This window comes from Citrobacter sp. Igbk 16, assembly GCF_028069755.1.
Taxonomy (GTDB): domain Bacteria; phylum Pseudomonadota; class Gammaproteobacteria; order Enterobacterales; family Enterobacteriaceae; genus Citrobacter.
Genome location: NZ_JANEWJ010000030.1, coordinates 25,200 through 47,036, shown reverse-complemented (window position 1 = coordinate 47,036; position 21,837 = coordinate 25,200). Strand labels below are relative to the sequence as shown.

Annotated in this window: 20 protein-coding genes; 3 read left to right on the top strand and 17 right to left on the bottom strand. The window is 51.8% G+C overall.

What is annotated here, in order from left to right; translation table 11 throughout:
* Positions 1-300: 300 nt before the first annotated feature.
* The 13 genes from NNO03_RS17925 to yceD all read right to left on the bottom strand — a co-directional run bounded on the left by NNO03_RS17925 (position 301) and on the right by yceD (position 11,063).
* Positions 301-1,098 (bottom strand): metal-dependent hydrolase, encoded by a 798-nt coding sequence (locus NNO03_RS17925; protein ID WP_101742067.1) that lies wholly within the window; start codon positions 1,096-1,098, stop codon positions 301-303.
* Between the two features lie 10 nt (positions 1,099-1,108).
* Positions 1,109-2,113, bottom strand: coding sequence for a DNA polymerase III subunit delta' (gene holB / locus NNO03_RS17920; protein ID WP_271450144.1), 1,005 nt, complete (start codon positions 2,111-2,113; stop codon positions 1,109-1,111).
* Entirely contained in the window at positions 2,110-2,751 is a 642-nt protein-coding gene (gene tmk, locus NNO03_RS17915; protein ID WP_271441744.1) for a dTMP kinase, read from the bottom strand. Before tmk ends, holB begins: the two co-directional genes overlap by 4 nt.
* Positions 2,741-3,763, bottom strand: coding sequence for a cell division protein YceG (yceG, locus tag NNO03_RS17910; protein ID WP_271450143.1), 1,023 nt, complete (start codon positions 3,761-3,763; stop codon positions 2,741-2,743). Before yceG ends, tmk begins: the two co-directional genes overlap by 11 nt.
* Positions 3,764-3,765: 2 nt before the next feature.
* On the bottom strand, positions 3,766-4,575 hold the full coding sequence (pabC, locus tag NNO03_RS17905; protein ID WP_271441742.1) for an aminodeoxychorismate lyase: 810 nt from the start codon (positions 4,573-4,575) through the stop codon (positions 3,766-3,768).
* Positions 4,576-4,705: 130 nt separating this feature from the next.
* Positions 4,706-5,947: a beta-ketoacyl-ACP synthase II gene (gene fabF / locus NNO03_RS17900; RefSeq protein ID WP_271450142.1), complete on the bottom strand. Its 1,242-nt coding sequence runs from the start codon at positions 5,945-5,947 to the stop codon at positions 4,706-4,708.
* An 86-nt stretch (positions 5,948-6,033) separates the two neighbouring features.
* The gene (acpP, locus tag NNO03_RS17895; RefSeq protein WP_000103754.1) at positions 6,034-6,270 is read right to left on the bottom strand and encodes an acyl carrier protein; all 237 of its coding nucleotides are present in this window, start codon (positions 6,268-6,270) and stop codon (positions 6,034-6,036) included.
* A 155-nt stretch (positions 6,271-6,425) separates the two neighbouring features.
* The gene (fabG, locus tag NNO03_RS17890) at positions 6,426-7,160 is read right to left on the bottom strand and encodes a 3-oxoacyl-ACP reductase FabG (protein WP_003036255.1); all 735 of its coding nucleotides are present in this window, start codon (positions 7,158-7,160) and stop codon (positions 6,426-6,428) included.
* A gap of 12 nt (positions 7,161-7,172) precedes the next feature.
* Positions 7,173-8,102, bottom strand: coding sequence for an ACP S-malonyltransferase (fabD, locus tag NNO03_RS17885; protein ID WP_271441741.1), 930 nt, complete (start codon positions 8,100-8,102; stop codon positions 7,173-7,175).
* Between the two features lie 15 nt (positions 8,103-8,117).
* Positions 8,118-9,071, bottom strand: a complete 954-nt coding sequence (gene fabH / locus NNO03_RS17880; protein ID WP_271450141.1) for a beta-ketoacyl-ACP synthase III — start codon at positions 9,069-9,071, stop codon at positions 8,118-8,120.
* A 78-nt stretch (positions 9,072-9,149) separates the two neighbouring features.
* On the bottom strand, positions 9,150-10,229 hold the full coding sequence (gene plsX, locus NNO03_RS17875) for a phosphate acyltransferase PlsX (RefSeq protein ID WP_271441739.1): 1,080 nt from the start codon (positions 10,227-10,229) through the stop codon (positions 9,150-9,152).
* 122 nt (positions 10,230-10,351) lie between these two features.
* Positions 10,352-10,525, bottom strand: coding sequence for a 50S ribosomal protein L32 (gene rpmF / locus NNO03_RS17870; protein ID WP_003036242.1), 174 nt, complete (start codon positions 10,523-10,525; stop codon positions 10,352-10,354).
* A gap of 16 nt (positions 10,526-10,541) precedes the next feature.
* The gene (yceD, locus tag NNO03_RS17865; protein ID WP_003036239.1) at positions 10,542-11,063 is read right to left on the bottom strand and encodes a 23S rRNA accumulation protein YceD; all 522 of its coding nucleotides are present in this window, start codon (positions 11,061-11,063) and stop codon (positions 10,542-10,544) included.
* A gap of 197 nt (positions 11,064-11,260) precedes the next feature.
* On the opposite strand from yceD, the gene NNO03_RS17860 reads away from it, so the two are divergent.
* Positions 11,261-11,845: a nucleoside triphosphate pyrophosphatase gene (locus tag NNO03_RS17860; protein WP_271441738.1), complete on the top strand. Its 585-nt coding sequence runs from the start codon at positions 11,261-11,263 to the stop codon at positions 11,843-11,845.
* An 82-nt stretch (positions 11,846-11,927) separates the two neighbouring features.
* Here NNO03_RS17860 and rluC read toward each other — a convergent pair whose 3' ends face one another.
* Positions 11,928-12,881 carry a 23S rRNA pseudouridine(955/2504/2580) synthase RluC gene (rluC, locus tag NNO03_RS17855; RefSeq protein ID WP_170974373.1) on the bottom strand — a complete coding sequence of 318 codons (954 nt, stop codon included), beginning with the start codon at positions 12,879-12,881 and terminating at the stop codon, positions 11,928-11,930.
* Between the two features lie 698 nt (positions 12,882-13,579).
* Here rluC and rne point away from each other — a divergent pair.
* Entirely contained in the window at positions 13,580-16,822 is a 3,243-nt protein-coding gene (gene rne, locus NNO03_RS17850; RefSeq protein ID WP_271450140.1) for a ribonuclease E, read from the top strand.
* Between the two features lie 40 nt (positions 16,823-16,862).
* Here rne and NNO03_RS17845 read toward each other — a convergent pair whose 3' ends face one another.
* Positions 16,863-17,798 carry a LysR family transcriptional regulator gene (locus NNO03_RS17845; RefSeq protein ID WP_271450139.1) on the bottom strand — a complete coding sequence of 312 codons (936 nt, stop codon included), beginning with the start codon at positions 17,796-17,798 and terminating at the stop codon, positions 16,863-16,865.
* Between the two features lie 111 nt (positions 17,799-17,909).
* Between NNO03_RS17845 and NNO03_RS17840 the strand changes: the two genes are divergently transcribed.
* Entirely contained in the window at positions 17,910-19,109 is a 1,200-nt protein-coding gene (locus NNO03_RS17840; RefSeq protein WP_271450138.1) for an MFS transporter, read from the top strand.
* Between the two features lie 78 nt (positions 19,110-19,187).
* Here NNO03_RS17840 and flgL read toward each other — a convergent pair whose 3' ends face one another.
* Together flgL and flgK are read right to left on the bottom strand one after the other, a co-directional pair.
* Positions 19,188-20,141 (bottom strand): flagellar hook-associated protein FlgL, encoded by a 954-nt coding sequence (gene flgL, locus NNO03_RS17835; RefSeq protein ID WP_271441733.1) that lies wholly within the window; start codon positions 20,139-20,141, stop codon positions 19,188-19,190.
* Positions 20,142-20,155: 14 nt separating this feature from the next.
* Complete coding sequence (flgK, locus tag NNO03_RS17830; protein ID WP_271450137.1) at positions 20,156-21,814, bottom strand: flagellar hook-associated protein FlgK; 1,659 nt, start codon at positions 21,812-21,814, stop codon at positions 20,156-20,158.
* Between the last annotated feature and the right edge of the window lie 23 nt (positions 21,815-21,837).

The window sequence follows — 21,837 nt, the reverse complement described above, 5'->3', positions numbered from 1 at the left end:
TTGCCGTCTTGACGCAAGCTTGCATGATATTGTGTATTTCTACGTTCTCACGCATTGGCGAGGGGGGAGAACCTCGCCGTGGACAGGGCATCTAAGTACCCTTTATTTATTACACAGAGTAAAATAATTCAGTTCATTTTTGTTTGACGGCTATCACAATTCAGCTGTGGATGGCCGAAAAACTCGCACATTCCGATAAAATGAGTATCTGAATGTTTCCAACTGGTTATTCACCGCCCATTTTGTGGCGGTGAACTTTACTCGCTTTATTTATTAATTACGAGCTTTAAAAAAACTCAGTTAGCGGACTGATTGCAGGCGAGAAGCGTCGATGTGAAACAGGCGGGCAAAGTTATCTGTGGTGATTTGCGCCAGTTCTTCAACGGCAACACCTTTCAATACGGCCATGTACTCTGCGACATCACGAACCATTGCGGGCTGATTCTCTTTTCCGCGATGCGGTACAGGCGCAAGGTATGGGGAATCAGTCTCAACCAACAAACGATCCAGAGGAACATAACGCGCGGCATCACGGAGCTGTTCGGCATTGCGGAACGTGACGATGCCAGAAAATGAAATATAAAATCCGAGATCCAGCAATTTACCCGCAGTTTCCCTGTCCTCTGTAAAACAGTGTAGTACGCCGCCACAATCCGTCACTTTTTCTTCGCGCAGAATCGACAGCGTATCGGCACGCGCATCGCGGGTATGAACGATAACTGGCTTGTGTAACTCACGGCCAATTTGGATATGGTGGATGAATGATTCCTGCTGGCGAACTTTAGTTTCCGGTGTGTAAAAATAGTCTAACCCCGTTTCACCCATCGCAACGACGCCCTCTTCGGCGGCAAAACGACGCAAATCCTCGACATCATAGGTTTCATCCTGGTTTAGCGGATGAACACCACATGAGAAAACCACATTGTCACGCTCACCAACCAGTTCACGCATACTGCGGTATCCCGGTAGCGTGGTGGCAACGGCAAGACAGAACTTCACATCACGCGCGGCCGCTTTCGCCAGCACGTCATCCACGTCCTTATGCAGAGATTGATAATCCAGACCATCAAGATGGCAGTGTGAGTCGACTAAGAACATAATGTCTCTCTCAAAGATGGGGAACAGGCAGTATGGTGCCTGGTTGCAGATAATGCTCAGTACGGAGAATAAGATCGGTTAATACCAGTTCACGGTTTACGCCGGTCACATTTAGCAATTGCTGACGACAGTGACAAACATCACCGAGTATCGCCTGTATCTGCGCAACGGATAACCGCTCAGCGATTGACGATATCAACGCCAGAGCGTCAGGATTGGTTAAATGGGCCACACCATACGGGCGTTTGAGGGCATCTGTAAACAACGTTGCCAGCCAGTGTAAACGGGTCGCAGCTTGCTCATGATTAAGTGCCGCCAACAGGATATACCAGTCGCCGGATTGCAATGTGTTCGCCAGTGCCACACAGAAGTCAGTCCGGTGCGCCCAGCTTTCAGCTTGTAGCAACGTTAATGCCGCTCCGGGCGACCCGGCACTCAGCCGTAATGCGCTCAGTAGCGCCTCCTGAGATGCCGTCACTTCGCGGGCAAGCCAGGAAATGGCATACGATTCAGGCGGGGGAGCAAGATGATGTAACCGACAGCGGCTGCGTAGCGTCGCCAATAATCTTGCCGGCTCTGTGCTGGCGAGGAAAAACCAGGTCTGTGCCGGTGGCTCTTCCAGCGTTTTCAGCAAAGCATTGGCTGCCGCATCGGTCAACTGAGCAGCATCGGGGATCCATACCACCTTTGCCCCTCCCAGCCGTGAGTGCTCGTAGAGCTTCTCACTGACTTCACGTACCGCATCAACACCCAGCGTACTTTTTCCTTTTTCTGGCAGCAGCGAATAGTAGTCAGGGTGTGTACCTGCCTGCATCAACTGACAGCCACGGCAGTGCCCGCAGCTTTTGTGTCCTTCCGGCTGCTGGCACATTAAATAGCGGCTAAGAGCGTAAATCAGCGCATCGTCACCCATTCCGGGTAACGCCTGAATCAGTAGCGCATGGTGACCACGACCCGCCTGGTAGCTGGCTACCAGTTTTTCAAAATCTGGTCGTAACCATGGATACCATTTCATGCGCCCTGCTCCTTCACCCACTCGGTGATGGTATTGCGGATATCCTCCATCACGACATCAAGCGGCTGTGTTGCATCAATCGTACGAATACTGGCGTCTTTGGCAGCCAGTTCAAGGTAGCGTGCGCGGGTGCGATTGAAGAAATCGAAAGACTCCTGTTCAATACGATCCAGTTCACCACGTGCTCGAGCACGTTTTAACCCTACCTCGGGTGTCACATCCAGATACAGGGTCAGGTCAGGGCGAAAATCGCCGAGCACGGCATCACGCAGTGTTGCCAGCATGTTTTGATCGATGCCACGGCCGCCGCCCTGATAGGCCTGAGTCGACAGATCGTGACGATCGCCAATAACCCAGCGGCCTTTTGCCAGCGCTGGCTTAATCACGGTTTCAACCAGCTGTACGCGCGCGGCATAAAACATCAGGACTTCGGCTTTATCGGTAATCACTTCATCGCCGACCGATTTGATGTCCAGCACCAGACTTCTTAATTTCTCCGCAAGCTGGGTCCCACCGGGTTCGCGGGTAAATACCATGTCGCGAATCCCAAGCTGCTCAAGTGTCTCGACCACTACGTCACGCGCAGTGGTTTTTCCGGCACCTTCCAGGCCCTCGATGACGATGTAATTACTGCCCATTTTTTTCCTTAAGCACTTTCAGATAATCCTGCACGGAGCGGTTGTGGCTGACAAGATTAGTGTTAAACGTGTGACCGCCTTTACCGTCAGCCACGAAATAGAGATACGGGGTCTTTGCCGGATGCGCGGCCGCCTGCAGCGAAGCCTCACCAGGCATGGCAATCGGACCCGGCGGCAAACCTGTGATGGTATAAGTGTTATAGGCGGTCGGCATTTCCAGATCTGCACGCGACAATTTACCATTATACCGTGCCCCCATACCGTAAATCACGGTCGGATCGGTCTGTAAGCGCATACCGATACGTAAGCGGTTAATAAAGACTGAGGCCACCTGGTCACGCTCGCTGGCAACAGCGGTCTCTTTCTCAATAATAGAGGCCATCGTCACCAGTTGATTTTTGTCTTTATACGGCAGTCCGTCAGCGCGCCCTTCCCAAACCATATCCACGGCTTTAACCATCCTTTGATACGCGCGTTTTAGCAGCGCTACGTCGGTAGTATTCGCGGTATACATCCAGGTATCTGGCCAGAACCAGCCTTCCACCCATTCCGGGTTTTCCAGCTTCAATGCCCTGGCGACGGTTTCGTAGCTATCATCGCTCAGCGTATGCTTGATATACGGCGCATCGCGCAATTGTTTCAGGTAATCGCTCAGGCGCATCCCCTCGACCAGACGTAACGGAAACTGTGCTTCTTTGCCGCTTTCCAGCAATTGCAGCATCTCGCGTACGGTCATATCAGGCGTTAAACGGTAGGTTCCGGCTTTAAAATGCGAAAGATCGGGTTCAACACGTAACAACCACTGGAATACCCGCGGACGATTAATAACCTTGTCCGTATACAGTTGTTCCCCCAGCGCCAGACGGCCCGTCCCCGCTTTTAGCGTAAAAATAGTCTCTTCTTTTATCAATAACTTACTGTCCGCCAGATGGCGAACTTTCCACATTCCCACTCCCGCGGCAATGCCCAGCACAACCAGCAATAACAGGACAACGAGTAACAATTTTTTCATGACTAATTTGGGTGCTCACAAAGTGGGGCTAAAAAATTGAATAACAAACGTGAAGACAACGGTCTGTCGTCACAGGTACGCACGGGGAGAACAGGCATTAATGCATTGCAGACGACGATTTCTTCAGCCTGCATAACCTCCTCCAACCCGGCATACACTTCGACAACCCTGAAAGGCGATTGTGCCAGCATACGTATACAGAATTGTCGCATAATGCCATTCACACCAGCCTGATCCAGCCGCGGTGTATAAACCACGTCGTCTTTTCGCCAGAACAAATTAGCCGCACAGCATTCCGTAACCCATCCCTCGCTGTCAAGCACCAGCGCTTCATCGGCATCCGTCTGTTCAAGATGAGAGCGGATCAGCACCTGCTCCAGCCGATTCAGGTGTTTAAGCCCGGCAAGCATCGGATTGCGTCCCAGACGAACAGGACTTAACGCCAGCACGATGCCTTGCTTTCGCCAGCTATCATAATGTGCAGGGTAAACAGAAACGGAGAGGATACGAGTCGGCTCAAGACAGCTTGCCCCACTGTAACCACGACCGCCACTGCCACGACTGATAATCACTTTCAGTACGCCACGTGCATGGCCTGCAGCCAGTTTTTCCATTTCAGCTTGCAGTTCTGACCACTTATCGAAGGGGATAAACAATGCTTGGCATGCGTCCTGTAAACGCTGGAGATGCGCTGCAAAAAAACAAATTTTGCCGTCGGTAATACGCGCAGTGGTAAAGCATCCATCACCAAACTGCGTCGCCCGATCGCTGGCAGCCAGCATTTCCTGCTCACGGCCATTAATTAAGAACATAGTGGCTCCTTATTCGTGGTCCGCTAGTTTGGCAGGATGAGTCACCCAGGACAAGGACTGAAAATTGAATAAAAAAAGGCCCGACAAGCGGGCCTTTTCTCTTAGAGCCTGGTAGGTCACCTTCGGGTACTTAGATCTTTTTGAAGATCACAGAACCGTTGGTACCACCGAAGCCGAAGGAGTTGCACAGTGCATATTCCATACCGCTAACCTGACGCGCCTCGTGCGGAACGAAGTCCAGGTCACAACCTTCATCCGGGTTATCCAGGTTGATGGTTGGCGGAACTGCCTGATCGCGCAGCGCCAGAATAGAGAAAATAGACTCTACCGCGCCCGCAGCACCCAACAGGTGTCCGGTCATGGATTTGGTTGAACTGACCATCACGCTACCTGCAGCATCACCAAACACCGATTTCACGGCCTGGGTTTCTGCTTTATCACCTGCTGGTGTGGACGTACCATGCGCATTGACATAGCCAATACGTCCAGGTTCAATCGCCGCATCGCGCAGTGCATTGACCATCGCCAGTGCAGCACCTGCACCGTTTTCCGGCGGTGATGTCATATGGTAAGCATCGCTGCTCATACCAAAGCCAACCACTTCAGCATAGATTTTTGCGCCACGTGCTTTCGCATGCTCGTACTCTTCCAGTACCACCATACCTGCGCCGTCGCCCAGCACAAAACCGTCACGCTCTTTGTCCCACGGACGGCTTGCCGCTTGCGGGTTATCGTTACGCGTAGACAGCGCACGTGCTGCGCCAAAGCCACCCACACCCAGCGGAGTACTGGCTTTTTCTGCTCCACCCGCAACCATCGCGTCTGCATCGCCGTATGCAATGATACGCGCGGCATGACCGATGTTGTGCACGCCTGAAGTACAGGCCGTGGCGATGGAGATGCTTGGCCCTTGCAGGCCGTACATGATGGTCAGATGACCCGCCACCATGTTAACAATCGTCGACGGAACGAAGAACGGGCTGATCTTACGCGGTCCACCATTTACCAGAGAGGTATGGTTTTCTTCGATAAGACCGAGACCGCCAATACCGGAGCCGATAGCGGCGCCAACACGGTGAGCGTTCTCTTCCGTAATTTCGAGGCCAGAATCCTGCATGGCCTGAACGCCAGCGACAATTCCATATTGAATGAAGGCATCCATCTTGCGCTGTTCTTTGCGCGAGATAATGTCGTCACAGTTAAAATCCTTTACTAAGCCAGCAAATTTCGTTGCATAGGCGCTAGTATCGAAATGGTCGATCAGGCTGATGCCACTCTGACCGGCAAGGAGAGCTTTCCAGGTAGACTCTACGGTATTGCCGACAGGAGACAACATGCCCAGTCCGGTCACAACTACACGACGCTTAGACACGGTTGTCCTCCAGGGAGGGAAAAATAATTCAAGTGGGAAAAAAAGATAAAACTCAGGCGGTCGAATGACCGCCTGGAGATGTTCACTTACGCCTGGTGGCCGTTGATGTAATCAATGGCAGCCTGAACGGTAGTGATTTTCTCAGCTTCTTCGTCCGGAATCTCAGTATCAAACTCTTCTTCCAGAGCCATTACCAGCTCAACGGTGTCAAGAGAATCCGCGCCCAGGTCTTCAACGAAGGAAGCATTGTTGGTAACTTCTTCCTGCTTAACGCCAAGCTGTTCGCCGATAATTTTCTTAACGCGTTCTTCGATAGTGCTCATACTCTTAAATTTCCTATCAAAACTCGCTTTCGCGATGGTTTTCGTAGTGTATAAAATGTTGAAAAATTTGCAACTAAATCCCGGCAGGTCTTACCACGATTTTACGTTATTTTGAGGCCATTCGCCCTAATAACGCAAATATTTTTCAATCGTGGTTAAACCATGTACATCCCGCCGTTGACGTGCAAAGTCTCACCAGTGATGTAACTTGCTTCGTCGGAAGCTAAAAATGCAACCGCGCTGGCGATTTCCTGAGCGCCACCAAGGCGACCCGCAGGAACCTGCGCCAGAATACCCGCACGCTGATCATCAGACAGCGCACGCGTCATGTCCGTTTCAATAAAGCCCGGAGCAACAACGTTTACAGTAATACCACGGGACGCGACTTCACGCGCCAGTGATTTACTGAAGCCAATCAGACCCGCTTTCGCCGCAGCGTAGTTAGCCTGACCCGCATTTCCCATGGTACCAACCACAGAACCGATAGTGATAATACGACCATGACGCTTTTTCATCATAGCTCGCATTACCGCTTTTGACAGACGGAAAACAGATGACAGGTTGGTTTCGATGATATCGTTCCACTCGTCATCTTTCATGCGCATTAACAGGTTATCACGAGTAATCCCGGCATTATTGACCAGGATATCGACTTCACCAAATTCTGCACGAATATTTTCCAGAACAGATTCGATAGATGCAGGATCGGTCACATTCAACATCAGACCTTTACCATTTGCACCTAAGTAATCGCTAATGGCCTGCGCGCCGCTTTCGCTTGTTGCAGTACCGATCACTTTCGCGCCACGGGCAACGAGTGTCTCAGCAATTGCGCGGCCAATGCCACGGCTTGCACCGGTAACCAGCGCGATTTTTCCTTCAAAACTCATGGTTTTCCTCTTTTATTGCTCTAGCGCCGCAGACAACGCCGCCGGCTCATTCAGTGCCGAAGCAGTCAGGGTGTCAACAATACGTTTCGTCAAACCGGTGAGGACTTTACCCGGACCGACTTCATACAGGTGCTCTACGCCCTGAGATGCCATAAATTCAACGGTCTTAGTCCACTGAACCGGGCTGTAAAGCTGACGAACCAGCGCATCGCGAATAGCATCGGCGGTGGTTTCGCACTTCACATCAACGTTGTTCACAACGGAAACAGTTGGCGTGTTAAAGGTAATTTTCTGCAGTTCAATAGCCAGTTTCTCGGCTGCAGGCTTCATTAGCGCGCAGTGAGATGGAACACTCACTGGCAGCGGTAACGCACGCTTAGCACCAGCAGCTTTACAGGCCACGCCTGCACGCTCTACAGCTTCTTTGTGCCCGGCGATAACTACCTGACCCGGTGAGTTAAAGTTTACCGGTGAAACCACCTGACCTTCAGCAGACTCTTCGCACGCTTTCGCGATAGCGGCATCATCCAGACCGATGATAGCAGACATGCCACCTGTGCCTTCCGGAACAGCTTCCTGCATAAATTTGCCGCGCAGTTCAACCAGGCGCACGGCATCAGCAAAATTGATAACACCTGCACACACCAGCGCAGAGTATTCACCCAGACTGTGACCCGCCATCAGCGCAGGCGTTTTACCACCCTGCTGCTGCCATACGCGATACAACGCGACAGATGCCGTCAACAGTGCTGGCTGCGTCTGCCAGGTTTTATTCAGTTCTTCTGCCGGACCTTGTTGAGTCAGAGCCCAAAGATCATAGCCCAGCGCCGCTGAAGCTTCAGCAAAAGTTTCTTCAACAATTGGGTAGCTTGCTGCCATATCCGACAACATTCCAACGGTTTGAGAACCCTGACCTGGGAACACAAATGCAAATTGCGTCATGTTAAAATCCTTATACTAGAAACGAACCAGCGCGGAGCCCCAGGTGAATCCACCTCCGAAGGCTTCAAGCAATACCAACTGCCCTGCTTTAATTCGCCCGTCGCGGACGGCTTCGTCCAACGCGCACGGTACGGAAGCAGCTGACGTATTGCCGTGTCTGTCCAGCGTGACGACGACATTATCCATCGACATACCCAGCTTTTTCGCTGTCGCGCTGATAATGCGAAGGTTTGCCTGATGTGGCACCAGCCAGTCCAGTGCAGAACGGTCGAGATTATTTGCTTCCAGCGTTTCATCAACGATATGAGCAAGTTCGGTAACCGCAACTTTAAATACTTCGTTACCCGCCATCGTCAGGTGAATCGGGTTTTCCGGATTCACGCGATCTGCATTTGGCAGCGTCAGCAGTTCGCCATAGCTACCATCAGCATGCAGATGGGTGGAGATAATACCCGGCTCTTCTGATGCACTCAGTACAACCGCACCGGCGCCATCACCAAAAATAATGATCGTCCCGCGATCGGTTGGATCACACGTGCGCGCCAGCACATCCGATCCGACAACCAGCGCATGTTTGACCGCGCCAGATTTTACATACTGGTCGGCAACGCTAAGTGCATAGGTAAAACCAGCACAGGCTGCTGCAACATCAAACGCTGGACAGCCTTTGATCCCCAGCATACTTTGGATCTGGCACGCCGCGCTTGGAAATGCGTGTGTTGATGACGTGGTAGCAACCACAATCAGACCAATTTGCTCTTTGTCGATGCAGGCCATTTCAAGTGCACGGTTAGCGGCAGCAAAGCCCATCGTCGCAACTGTTTCATTTGGCCCAGCAATATGGCGCTCGCGGATACCTGTACGAGTGACGATCCACTCATCAGACGTCTCGACCATTTTTTCCAAATCGGCGTTAGTACGCACTTGTTCAGGCAGATAGCTGCCAGTACCAATAATCTTCGTATACATGTACGCTCAGTCACTTTTTGGTTATATACCGCCACGAGCAAATCACTGGTACGTTGACAGCACCCTCAGCCGGCACTGTTACCTGTGCACTCGTGAGTTGATACTTTCGCCACCGTCCAGCAGTTCGAATCCAGCTGGGTATACAGATTCCAGGCGAGCGGCAATTCGCTGAGGAACTTGTCGCTGCACCGCCTGCACTGCCTGTTCAATCGCGACTTCAAATGCTCGCTGATTGGCAGCACCATGACTCTTAATCACCGTGCCGCGCAATCCTAACAGACAGGCGCCATTATACTGGTCGGGGTTGAGGTGACTAAATCGCCTTGTCAGGCTTTTTTGTAACCAACGTTTTAATAACAGCAGCCACCACGACCGTTTTTTGCCCTCACCCTGAGATTTCAGCAGTGAAAGGAACATTCTGACAACACCTTCCATCGTCTTTAATGTGACATTACCTGTAAAGCCGTCGCAGACCAACACATCAGTTTTGCCAGTCAGCAACTCATTGGCTTCAAGATAGCCGATATAATTAATGGAAGGGATTGTTTTTAGCACAGCAGAAGCATCCCGAATACTGTCGAGACCCTTAGTTTCTTCTTCACCGATATTGAGTAACGCAACGCGAGGATTGGCAATCCCAACCACCTCTTCTGCCAACACGGAACCCATGACGGCAAATTGCACCAACATCGTACTGTCGCAATCCACGTTGGCACCCAAGTCCAGTACCACCGTTTTGCCCTTTTGCTGATGCGGTAAAACCGTGACCAGCGCAGGACGCTCAATACCCTCAAGGGGTTTGAGCAAGAGTTTCGCAAGCCCCATTAGTGCGCCCGTATTACCAGCGCTGACACAGGCTTGCGCTCGACCTTCTTTCACGAGCTCCAGGGCGACACGCATTGAGCTTCCACGACTGGCGCGGATTGCTTGCGAGGGCCGGGCATCACTGGCAATAACTGACTGAGCAGGGATAATCTGCAGACGTGAACGTTGTTCGAAGTCAGCTTTGGCAAGTAATGGCGTGATTGTATCGGGATCCCCGACTAAAAGAAGAGTGAGTTGCGAATTAGAATTCAGTGCCTGCAATGCTGCAGGCACTGTCACGGTAGGGCCAAAATCTCCCCCCATGACATCTAACGCCAGGGTTAGACGTGTCAAGGTATCGTCGCTGCCCGGTTAGGTATTTCCCCAGTTACCCGGGGAAAGCCTCACTAAGCTTCATCACGCGTGTGCTCTCTGTCTTTCTCACCGAAGTGGGAAATCCATTGAGCCATGCGTGATTACTTAGCGATTACCTTACGGCCACGGTAGAAACCGTCGGCAGTGATGTGGTGACGCAGGTGTTGTTCACCAGAAGTTTTGTCTACAGACAGGCTGGTGACTGCGGTCAGAGCGTCATGAGAACGACGCATGCCACGTTTGGAACGGGTTGGTTTATTCTGTTGTACGGCCATGGACCTTACTCCTCAATTACTTACGCTTTAAGCTGGCTAATACGGCAAATGGGTTTGGTTTTTGCGCTTCATCAGGCAATTCGCCAAAGACCATGTCCGCCTCGGACACTTCACAGTGTTCAGAATCATGCACCGGAACTACCGGCAAGGAGAGGATAATCTCATCTTCAACCATTGCAAGCAGATCGATTTCACCGAATTCGTTAACCTCAATCGGCTCATACGCTTCCGGGAGTGCTTCAGCCTGCTCGTCAGAACGGACAGGACTAAAACAATATGTTGTGTGAACATGAAGTGGGAACGGTTTCCCGCAACGCTGACACTCGAGCGTGACCGAAACCTTCGCATCACCGGTTATAACGGCAAGGCGCTGGTTATCGATAGCGAACGACATGGAGCATTCCACATCACTGTCCACACTGACTACAGAATCGGCGACGCGCTCAACCAGATCAGAAGTATAGATACCTTCATAATCGAGGCGTTTTTGAGCCGTACGAACCGGATCAAGAGTCAGGGGTAATTTTACCTTTTGCATAGGGCGCGCATATTAACTTTGTAACGTCATATAGTCAAAGAAAAAGGCAGCCTGTGGTTGCCTTTTGCCAATAATTCGCACACATTGCGGGTCATCGACTTAAAATCGATCACGACAAGCCATCGCAGCCAGCTTGAAGGACGAAGTCCATAGTTTAAAATGGCTCTCATCATTACGCTATATGCGGGGGAAAAAATATGCCTCAACTTATTCTTGCGTCCACCTCTCCCTGGCGTCGCGCTTTGCTCGAAAAATTGGCCATCCCGTTTGAATGCGCAGCCCCAGAGGTTGATGAAACCCCCTTACCTGGCGAAACACCTCGGCATTTAGTGTTACGCCTGGCACAGGAAAAAGCGCAATCCCTTGCCCATCGGTTTCCATCACATTTGATAATTGGGTCTGATCAAATTTGTGTTCTTGATGGCGAAATAACCGGTAAGCCATTAACAGAAGAAAATGCCAGACGACAATTAACCAAAGCCAGTGGAAATATTGTCACTTTTTACACAGGACTGGCGCTTTATAATTCAGCTAACGGTCATCTACAAACCGAAGTTGAACCGTTCGACGTCCATTTCCGCCATTTAAGTGAAATGGAAATTGAAGATTACGTGCGTAAAGAACGCCCGTTACATTGCGCAGGTAGCTTTAAAAGTGAAGGATTAGGTATAGCGCTCTTTGAGCGTCTGGAGGGCCGCGACCCTAACACACTGATTGGCTTGCCGCTGATCGCGTTGTGTCAGATGCTGCGCCGGGAAGACATGAACCCGTTAAAAGCCTAGTTAATCTGCCTGATGGCGACGCGGTGCGTCTTATCAGGCCTACGGCGCATTGCGCGGTTGTAGGCCTGATAAGCAACGCGTATCAGGCTTTGCTGCGCAATACCTCAAGGCAGCGTTTCAGCTGATTATCCATCGGCGCTTCAATACGCATAACCTCACCCGTACCGGGATGAGTAAACTTCAGCGCAGCAGCATGCAGGAACAGCCGGTTCAACCCCGTACCCGCCAGTTGCTTATCAAACTCACGGTCACCATAGCGGTCATCAAAAGCAATCGGATGCCCGGCAAATTGCGTATGAACACGGATCTGGTGAGTACGACCGGTTACCGGGCTACAGCGTACCAGCGTGGCAAACGCATAGCGCTCTTCCACTTTAAAACGGGTTTCCGACGGTTTCCCTTCCTGATTCACCCGCACGATACGCTCACCGCTTTGCAGAATGTTCTTTAGCAAAGGTGCCTGCACAGTTTTGACATGCGATTGCCACTGACCCCTTACCAGCGCCAGGTAGTCTTTTTGCATCCCTTTTTCACGCAATTGTTCATGCAGTGAACGCAGCGCCGAGCGCTTTTTGGCGACCAGCAACACACCGGAGGTATCACGGTCCAAACGATGCACCAGTTCAAGGAAACGCGCTTCCGGACGTAAGGCGCGTAAACCTTCGATCACCCCAAAGCTTAATCCGCTGCCACCATGAACGGCAGTGCCAGAAGGTTTGTTAAGCACCAGAATATGGTCATCTTCATACAAAATGACATCAGTCAGCGCAGCGACCTTCTGCAAATTCGGAGAAATCGCTTCTTCTTCACGCTCAGCGACACGCACAGGCGGAATACGCACAATATCCCCGTCTTCGAGTTTGTACTCGGGTTTGATGCGTTTTTTATTCACCCGCACTTCGCCTTTACGCAAAATGCGATAAATCATACTTTTCGGCACGCCTTTGAGCTGGGTGCGCAAAAAGTTGTCGATGCGTTGCCCTGCTTCATCGGCAGTAATGGCAACTATTTTTACGGCTGGAGTCTCTGTTTTCATGGGGGCCGATTTTAAATAGCCATCAAGATTCGCGCCACACATTTTTCTATGCTTATATTAACTGCTATACCCTATTACTTAAGTTTGACATAACCGATTTGGTGGTTATTAAAGCAATCACCAGGCGGAAGTGTAAAAACTGTGAGTAACCGGGTGATAAATGGCAAAAGTCATCTTGCTATAACAAGGTTAGCAGTGGAATAATGAGCTTGTTTCCGTGTTGAATCTTGTTAAAACAAGAACTTTTCCGGAATGACCCAATTTTGCCCGACCGATCATCAACGCAGCAATGGCGTAAGACGTATTGATCTTTCAGGCAGTTAGCGGGCTGCGGGTTGCAGTCCTTACCGGTAAGTGCTCTATGGATTTCGCGTTGTAGGAAGGCGGCAAGTCTGGAATTCCCAGCAGCTTACTCCCGTAAGTAGCTGGGGTGAGAAGATGAAGCCAACGCACCAACAGCGTGAAAGACGACAAGCACAATGGAAGCTTCTCTGGAGAGTAATACCCAGACTGTTCCCCTGATAATTGCGCTGTGTTTCCGTATGAAATACAGGCAACCGACACTCTGCGCCTCTTTGAGCTGACGATAACCGTGAGGTTGGCGACGCGAATAGACACGAGGCCATCGGTTCACACCCGGAAAGGCATTTCTCTGCCCGCAGCTTAGTCGTCAATGTAAGAATAATGAGTAAGTTACGATGAAAAGAATGTTAATTAACGCGACTCAGCAGGAAGAGTTGCGTGTCGCCCTTGTAGATGGGCAACGTCTGTACGATCTGGATATCGAAAGTCCTGGACACGAGCAGAAAAAAGCCAACATCTATAAAGGTAAAATTACCCGTATTGAACCGAGTCTGGAAGCTGCTTTCGTTGATTACGGCGCTGAACGTCACGGTTTCCTCCCGTTAAAAGAAATTGCCCGCGAATATTTTCCTGCAAACTACAGTTCCCATGGCCGTCCCAACATTAAAGATGTGTTGCGTGAGGGTCAGGAAGTTATCGTTCAGATAGATAAAGAAGAGCGCGGAAATAAAGGCGCAGCACTGACAACCTTTATCAGTCTGGCAGGCAGCTATCTCGTTTTGATGCCAAACAACCCGCGTGCGGGCGGCATCTCTCGTCGCATTGAAGGCGACGACCGTACCGAATTAAAAGAAGCGCTGGCAAGCCTTGAACTGCCTGATGGCATGGGGCTTATCGTACGTACCGCGGGTGTTGGCAAATCCGCCGAAGCACTACAGTGGGACCTGAGCTTCCGTCTGAAACACTGGGAAGCCATTCAAAAAGCGGCTGAAAGCCGCCCTGCTCCGTTCCTGATCCACCAGGAAAGCAACGTCATCGTTCGTGCTTTCCGTGACTATTTACGTCAGGATATTGGTGAAATCCTTATCGATAACCCGAAAGTGATGGAGATGGCGCGTCAGCACATCGCTGCGCTGGGGCGTCCGGATTTCAGCAGCAAAATCAAACTGTACACTGGCGAAATCCCGCTATTCAGCCACTACCAAATTGAATCCCAGATTGAATCTGCCTTCCAACGTGAAGTGCGTCTGCCTTCCGGCGGGTCAATCGTTATCGACAGCACTGAAGCGCTGACTGCTATCGATATCAACTCCGCACGCGCAACCCGCGGCGGTGATATTGAAGAAACGGCGTTTAACACCAACCTCGAAGCTGCCGATGAAATTGCACGTCAGTTGCGTCTGCGTGACCTTGGCGGCCTGATCGTCATCGACTTTATCGATATGACCCCGGTTCGCCACCAGCGTGCGGTAGAAAACCGTCTGCGTGAAGCCGTTCGCCAGGATAGAGCGCGTATTCAGATCAGCCATATTTCTCGCTTCGGTCTGCTGGAAATGTCCCGTCAGCGTCTGAGCCCGTCCCTGGGTGAATCCAGTCACCACGTCTGCCCGCGTTGCTCCGGCACCGGTACCGTGCGTGACAACGAATCGCTGTCGCTCTCCATTCTGCGTCTGATCGAAGAAGAAGCGCTGAAAGAGAATACACAGGAAGTTCACGCGATCGTCCCGGTACCCATTGCGTCTTATCTGCTCAACGAAAAACGTACTGCAGTCAATGCCATTGAGACACGTCAGAATGGTGTGCGCTGTGTGATCGTGCCAAACGATCAGATGGAAACGCCGCACTATTCCGTACTGCGTGTACGCAAAGGGGAAGAGACGCCAACCCTGAGCTATCTGCTGCCGAAACTGCACGAAGAAGCAATGGCATTACCGACGGAAGAAGAATACGTCGAGCGTAAGCAACCTGAGCAACCGGCACTTGCAACGTTTGCGATGCCTGATGTTCCGCCTGCCCCGGCGCTACAAGAACCTGTTGCTAAACCTTCCGTTGCGCCAAAAGTTGCCGCAACAACTGCCGCAACAGCCGCACAGCCTGGTTTGATTAGCCGTTTCTTCGGCGCGCTGAAGTCTATCTTTAGTGGCAGCGAAGAAGTGAAACCAGTGGAGCAACCTGCACCGAAAGCCGAAGAAAAGACTGAACGCCAGCAGGATCGTCGTAAGCCGCGCCAAAACAATCGTCGCGACCGCAACGAACGCCGTGATAACCGCGACAACCGTGGCGATCGTGACAACCGCAACGAACGTTCTGAAAATGGCGAAAACCGCGATGAAAATCGTCGTAACCGTCGTCAGGCGCAACAGCAGAATGCTGAAACGCGTGACAACCGCCAGCAATCCAGCGATGTTGCAGATAAAGCGAAATCCGGCGACGAGCAGCAGGCTCCACGTCGCGAGCGCAACCGCCGTCGCAACGATGATAAGCGTCAGGCGCAGCAGGAAGTTAAAGAGCTGAACCTGGCTGAACAGCCTGTACAGGATTCCGAGCAGGAAGAACGCGTGCGTCAGCCGCAGACTCGTCGTAAACAGCGTCAGTTGAATCAGAAAGTTCGATTCACCGACAGTGCGCCGGTTGAAGCCGAAGTGGCCACTGCAGCTATTGTTGCTGAAACCGCCGTTGCTCAACCTGTTGAACAACCCGCTCCGGCTCAACGTACCGAACTGGCTAAAGTCGATTTACCTGCAGTTGTTGCACCAGAGCAAGAAGACAACAACGAAGCACGTGATAACAACGGTATGCCTCGTCGCTCACGTCGTTCTCCTCGCCATCTGCGTGTAAGCGGGCAGCGTCGTCGTCGCTATCGTGACGAACGTTATCCGGTTCAGTCGCCGATGCCGTTAACGGTCGCCTGTGCTTCTCCTGAATTAGCATCCGGCAAAGTCTGGATTAGCTACCCTGTTGCCCGTACTCAGGACATGCAGGTTGAAGAACAGCGCGAACAGAAACTGGATCAGGAACAAAACACGCCTGTGGCAGTAGAGCCTCAAGTCGCTGCTGCTGTCGTTGAGCACATTGCGGATGTCCCTGTACAGGCAGACGTCGCGCAACCTGATGTTAGCGTAGCGGAAACGCAGACTGTTGTGGCTGAAACAGCACATCCGGAAGTGATTGCCACTCCGGTTGCTGAACAACCGCAGATTATCGCCGTCGCTGATGCACCTGTTGCCGCAGAGATTGCCGCACAAGCTGAGCCTGTTGCTGAAGCTGCACAAACAGCAGTAGTCGAAGAGCCTGTTGAAACCGTGGCTTCCCAGCCAGAAGTGGTTGAAGAGGTTATTGAGGTTGCACCGGTTGTTGAGACAGCCCCCATTGTTGAAGCACCGAAAGATGTGATGAGTGCCGTAGTGCCAGTCACAGTGGCCGACGTTGCGACAGCCAGTGTGGACGCAGAACTGATTCACAGCCATGCGACCGCGCCGATGACTCGTGCACCAGCACCGGAATATGTACCAGAAGCGCCGCGTCATAGCGACTGGCAGCGTCCTGCTTTTGCCTTTGAGGGTAAAGGTGCGGCAGGCGGACACAGTGCCAGCCATCAGGCAACCGCGCCAGCAACACGACCACAGCCTGTTGAGTAAGTCATAGGCAATGAAAAAGCCGACCTCAGGGTCGGCTTTTTTATACGTCGTGAACGCCCCGCATCCCCGTTACCTGTGGCATAACATCTTTCATCAGCGCCAGAAATTTGCGTAAGCGGGTTGGATAATAACGAGCCCAGGGATAAACCAAATGCACGGGCAATGACGACGCATGCCAGTCAGGTAATAGCGTAATCAATCTTCCGCAGGCGATATCGTCTTCAACCATCCAGCTTGAGACAAGGGTAATCCCCAGCCCCGCAAGTGCAGCATTTCTGGCGACGTAAATACTGTCGGTACTTAATCTGGGAGAAATATTCAGCGTGATAGCTTCTTTACGCCTGTGGTGAAGTAACGACACGTTGTGCTGATAAAATGTATTTACCGCGATCCAGGGCAGCGCCGATAACTGTTCAGGGTGAGTCAAAATCCCAAATTGCGCGAGAAGCTCGGGACTTGCCACCATACTTCGCGGGACTTCAGCTAACAATACCGAAACCGTTGCCGGATCGACCTCAGCCCCAACCCGGATAGCGCAGTCGATATTGTCGCTGAGAAAATCAACGGTCTTATCATTCAGCATCCACTCAACGGATAACTGTGGATAGCGGGAAAGGAATTGCAGAAGCGGTTCAAGGAGTTGCTGTTGGCCGAACGCATGCGGTGCCCGAACCCGCAACGTCCCCACTGGCTCATCCTCCGTGACGTTCAACCCGTCCTCCAGCGCCAGCCAGGCATCGATAATGTGTTTGGCGTGCTGATACCCCCGTTCACCATCATCAGTCAGTTTCATTGCATGGGTGGTACGCATAATCAGCTTAACGCCCAACAGCGTCTCAAGGGATTGCAGTCGTCGACTGACGGTTGCCTGAGTGGTGCCCATTTGCTTTGCCGCCGCTGAAAGCGAACCAGCCTCAACGATGCGCACAAACGTGCGCATCAACTCCACCCTATCTATACGTTCAGTTTTTATCATTTAGTCATTATTCATACGTGTAGCGTATAACTGTTTTACCACTGCGCTCGCTACCGTGCCACCGGTTGAAGGATAAAAATAGCCGCACATCCCGTGATTGAGGAATCATTTGTGAACACACACACCGCACTTTCCCGTTGGGTTATTTTTGTTCTGGCACTGGGCGCTGGGTTCAGCGTTGCGGCAATCTATTATGCCCAGCCTCTTTTACCATTAATGGGCCAGGACCTGGCCTTAAGCATCACCGGCATGGGTCTGGTGCCAACGCTCACCCAGGCAGGATACGCACTGGGCATTTTATTTTTGTTGCCGTTGGGCGACCGTTATGACCGTCGGACATTAATCCTGCTAAAAAGCGTCTCTCTTGCCGCACTGCTGTTGGCCTGCAGTTTTACCGGGCAGCTACATTCGCTACTGCTGGTTAGCTTAATGATGGGAATGGCAGCGACCATGGCTCAGGATATCGTGCCGGCCGCAGCCATCCTGGCGCCTGAAGGCAAACAGGGAAATACGGTGGGTACCGTCATGACCGGTCTTCTACTGGGGATCTTACTCTCACGGACCATCAGCGGGCTGGTAGGTGAAGCCTATGGCTGGCGGGAAATGTATCAACTTGCCGCCGTCAGTATTGCCGTGATTACCGTGCTGATGTGGAAAATGCTGCCCCGCTTTACGGTCCATTCCACGCTGAGTTATCCGGCATTAATGCTGTCCATGGCGCAACTGTGGCGACGTTATCCTCCACTGCGCCGGGCGGCGTGGGCACAGGGCTTCCTGTCTGTTGCCTTCAGTGCCTTCTGGTCAACACTGGCGGTTATGCTCTCTGAACATTACCACATGGGCAGCGCGATGGCGGGAGCATTTGGTATTGCAGGGGCAGCCGGAGCGCTGGCAGCCCCTATGGCAGGTCATCTGGCAGATAAAGTAGGTGCCGGACGGGTAACACAGTTGGGTGCGCTGTTAGTCACGCTTTCTTTTGCACTTATGTTCTTGCTTCCAGCCCTGCCAGTACAGGGGCAGTGGCTGCTGATTGCCCTGTCGGCGATAGGCTTTGATCTCGGGCTGCAATCCAGCCTGGTCGCCCACCAAAACCTGGTTTATAGCCTGGAGCCTCAGGCAAGAGGTCGTCTGAATGCGTTGCTATTTACCATGGTGTTTATCGGCATGGCGCTGGGTTCCGTACTCGGAAGTCAGGTCTATGCGCTGGCAAACTGGGAAGGCGTGGTGACACTGGCCACTTTCTGCGGTGTTGTTGCACTGGTAATTAGACTGACCGGTAAATTGCCTGTTAGCCAGACAACTGCAGCCTAAAAAAATGCCCGCTCCGGGGTGTATGTGGAGCGGGCAGACAAACATATCCAGTTTCATGATATGTTTCAAAAAGGGTCGTTACCGGTTGAGCTGGAACAGTGACATTCCCTGCATATCGGTAAACGTTTTATACGATGCCTGTAGCGCAGCCTGCTGCATAACATACGAAGAAATCGCCGCATTCCAGTCAACGTCAACCAGATTGCTCATCTGCTGGGTTTGGCCTAATGCGCGATCGGCACCCAGTGAATCAAGCGAGCTTAATTCACTAAGCTGCGTACCTAGTTCTGCACGGACGCTCAACACATTATTGAGTGAATTCTTTAAACCACGGTTGGTTTTATCAATGGCAGCAGCGGCGGTAGCTTTTGCCACGTCATCACCCTCAATAGGGGTTTTGAGCGCATCAATAGCAGTATCCAGCATTTTAAACAGGTTCTTTTCCTGAGTACCGCCACCCGGTTCCGGCACGGCATTGCTGGTGACGTTGGCAAACACCTTATCCCCAGTATGACCAATAACCATAGTGCGCGAAGCATCGACCTGTTGGGTAACGTTTGTTGTACCGCCACTGTAAGCGCCATCTGCCTGGGCAAACGGTGCCGATTCAGTTTTATATCCACCGAAAATATAGCGACCATTACCGTCGGTACTATTTGCCAGGTTCATCAGCTGATCGCGAATCCCCTGCAGATCGGTGGCCAGCGATGCACGGTCGTCATCGCTTAACGTTCCGTTCCCGGCATAAACAATTTTTTCCTGCGCAGCCTGAATTGCCGTCGTCACCTGGCTCAATACGTTCTCTTCCAGCGAGACTTTTTGCGTTGCAAACGAGCGTGCCAGCGTATATTGCGTGTTCTGTGCCTGAGCCTGCGAAAGGACCACGGCCTGTGATGCGGCAATCGGATCGTCAGACGGGTTGTTCACGCGTTTCCCCGTTGACATCTGCTCGCCAAATTTCATCCATTCAGCCTGAGAGTTGGTGATGCCGCGCATGTTCTGCTGGTACATCATCTGAGTACTGATACGCATTGAGTTCCTCTCCCTTAGCGAATATTCAGCAGTGCATCAAAGAGCGAATTCGCCGTTTGCAGCACCTGAGCGTTGGCCAGGTAATACTGCTGATAACGCTGCAAATTCCCGTACTCTTCGTCGAGGTTAACCCCGGAAATAGACTGTTGCTGATTTGAAAGCTGCGTGACCACGTTGTTTTGCGTAGTGCTGCTGGTTTTTAAGGTCGCCGTTTTGTTGCCGACATCGCTCACCAGCGTAGCGTAAGCATCGTTAAAGGTTTTATTCCCGATGGTTGCCTTGGTTTGCAGATCCAGCAGTTTCTGGCCGTTACGGTTATCGCTTTTTCCTTTATCAACATTGGGATCAGCGTCATTTTTGGACACTTCAGCCATGGCGATTTTCGACTCATCGGTCACCGCCACTTTCATATTAATAATGGCGTCCCCCACGGGTTTCACCGTAAAGCTGTCATTTGGCACCGCACCATTTTTGACGGTGATTTCCAGCCCATCAAACGACATTTTTCCGCCAGTGACCGTCGGCTTAAAGCTGGTATTGTCAGCCAGACGGGTCACCTGCCAGTCAGTACCATCAAACGTAATTTTATAGTCTGTGGCTTGTACCGACGAGCTATCCGTCATTTTTACATCAAGCGCACCGGTCCCTTTATTCTTCGTATTGCTAAGGACTGCCGGGCCACCAATATCGAAAAAGTTTTTGCCCGGGTCGCCGTTGGCATCAAAACCTTCTTTGTGCTGCGTGTTAAACGCATCAGCAAAAGCGAGAGCCAACTGACCAAGGGTATTACGCGTTTGGTCGAGTTCCTGCGAACGGAACGTCAACAGCCCGCCCAGCGAACCGGTCGTGATCAACTTTTCCGGGATGGCAACTTCTCCGGCCACACCGTCAACATAAGCGACAGTCGTGCGAGAGGGATCATCGCTGGAAGGTACAGCGGCCAGTTGGCGAGCATTGCTGCCTTGCACCAGCGAATAGCCATTCGCCATGGTCACGTTATAGGTGCCGCCGTCCTGAATACTGACTTCCACGCCGACAATCTTGTTCAGCTCACTCACCAGTTGATCGCGCTGATCGAGCAGATCGTTAGGTGATGCACCCGCGCCAACGCCCGTCAAACGAGAGATTTGGTCGTTAAGGCTGGCAATTTGCTTCGAATAGTTGTTGATTTGATCGACGCTGGCTTTAATCGCAATATTGACCTGCTTATCCTGATCGCGCAGATATTGGTCCGTCGTTCTGAACTGATTGACTAAGCCATCAGCTTTACCGATAAGTGCCTGACGTGCCGCCGGATCTTCTGCGTTACTCACCAACGTCTGCAGGCTGGTAAAAAAGCCCTGCATCGACGTTGAGATCGAACTGGTTTTGCTGGCGAGCAGGTTGTCGATTTTTGACATTTGCTCATAACGTGTCGTCAGACCGCTGCTCTGGTTCTGTGCCGCACGTAACTGATTAGTGATAAATGAGTCATACTCACGCTGTACGCCAGAAACATAGACACCATTGCCGACCCAGCCCCCCGCACCCAGCGTGCTGTTCGCTTGCGCCATAATTGTCGTTTGTCGGGTATATCCGGCAACGTTATAGCTGGAGATGTTATTACTGGCAGTGTTCAACGCGGCCTGCGCTGCGCTGAGTCCACTCATCGCGTTATTAATCAAGCTGGACATGGAGGTTCCTTGTAATCCTTCAA

What these genes read in the sequence shown, in the direction of transcription:
- NNO03_RS17925 (WP_101742067.1), bottom strand. Translation starts at nt 1,098, where the DNA reads ATGTTCTTAGTCGACTCACACTGCCATCTTGATGGTCTGGATTATCAA.
- holB (WP_271450144.1), bottom strand. Translation starts at nt 2,113, where the DNA reads ATGAAATGGTATCCATGGTTACGACCAGATTTTGAAAAACTGGTAGCC.
- tmk (WP_271441744.1), bottom strand. Translation starts at nt 2,751, where the DNA reads ATGGGCAGTAATTACATCGTCATCGAGGGCCTGGAAGGTGCCGGAAAA.
- yceG (WP_271450143.1), bottom strand. Translation starts at nt 3,763, where the DNA reads ATGAAAAAATTGTTACTCGTTGTCCTGTTATTGCTGGTTGTGCTGGGC.
- pabC (WP_271441742.1), bottom strand. Translation starts at nt 4,575, where the DNA reads ATGTTCTTAATTAATGGCCGTGAGCAGGAAATGCTGGCTGCCAGCGAT.
- acpP (WP_000103754.1), bottom strand. Translation starts at nt 6,270, where the DNA reads ATGAGCACTATCGAAGAACGCGTTAAGAAAATTATCGGCGAACAGCTT.
- fabG (WP_003036255.1), bottom strand. Translation starts at nt 7,160, where the DNA reads ATGAGTTTTGAAGGAAAAATCGCGCTGGTTACCGGTGCAAGCCGTGGC.
- fabD (WP_271441741.1), bottom strand. Translation starts at nt 8,102, where the DNA reads ATGACGCAATTTGCATTTGTGTTCCCAGGTCAGGGTTCTCAAACCGTT.
- fabH (WP_271450141.1), bottom strand. Translation starts at nt 9,071, where the DNA reads ATGTATACGAAGATTATTGGTACTGGCAGCTATCTGCCTGAACAAGTG.
- rpmF (WP_003036242.1), bottom strand. Translation starts at nt 10,525, where the DNA reads ATGGCCGTACAACAGAATAAACCAACCCGTTCCAAACGTGGCATGCGT.
- yceD (WP_003036239.1), bottom strand. Translation starts at nt 11,063, where the DNA reads ATGCAAAAGGTAAAATTACCCCTGACTCTTGATCCGGTTCGTACGGCT.
- NNO03_RS17860 (WP_271441738.1), top strand. Translation starts at nt 11,261, where the DNA reads ATGCCTCAACTTATTCTTGCGTCCACCTCTCCCTGGCGTCGCGCTTTG.
- rluC (WP_170974373.1), bottom strand. Translation starts at nt 12,881, where the DNA reads ATGAAAACAGAGACTCCAGCCGTAAAAATAGTTGCCATTACTGCCGAT.
- rne (WP_271450140.1), top strand. Translation starts at nt 13,580, where the DNA reads ATGAAAAGAATGTTAATTAACGCGACTCAGCAGGAAGAGTTGCGTGTC.
- NNO03_RS17845 (WP_271450139.1), bottom strand. Translation starts at nt 17,798, where the DNA reads ATGATAAAAACTGAACGTATAGATAGGGTGGAGTTGATGCGCACGTTT.
- flgL (WP_271441733.1), bottom strand. Translation starts at nt 20,141, where the DNA reads ATGCGTATCAGTACTCAGATGATGTACCAGCAGAACATGCGCGGCATC.
- flgK (WP_271450137.1), bottom strand. Translation starts at nt 21,814, where the DNA reads ATGTCCAGCTTGATTAATAACGCGATGAGTGGACTCAGCGCAGCGCAG.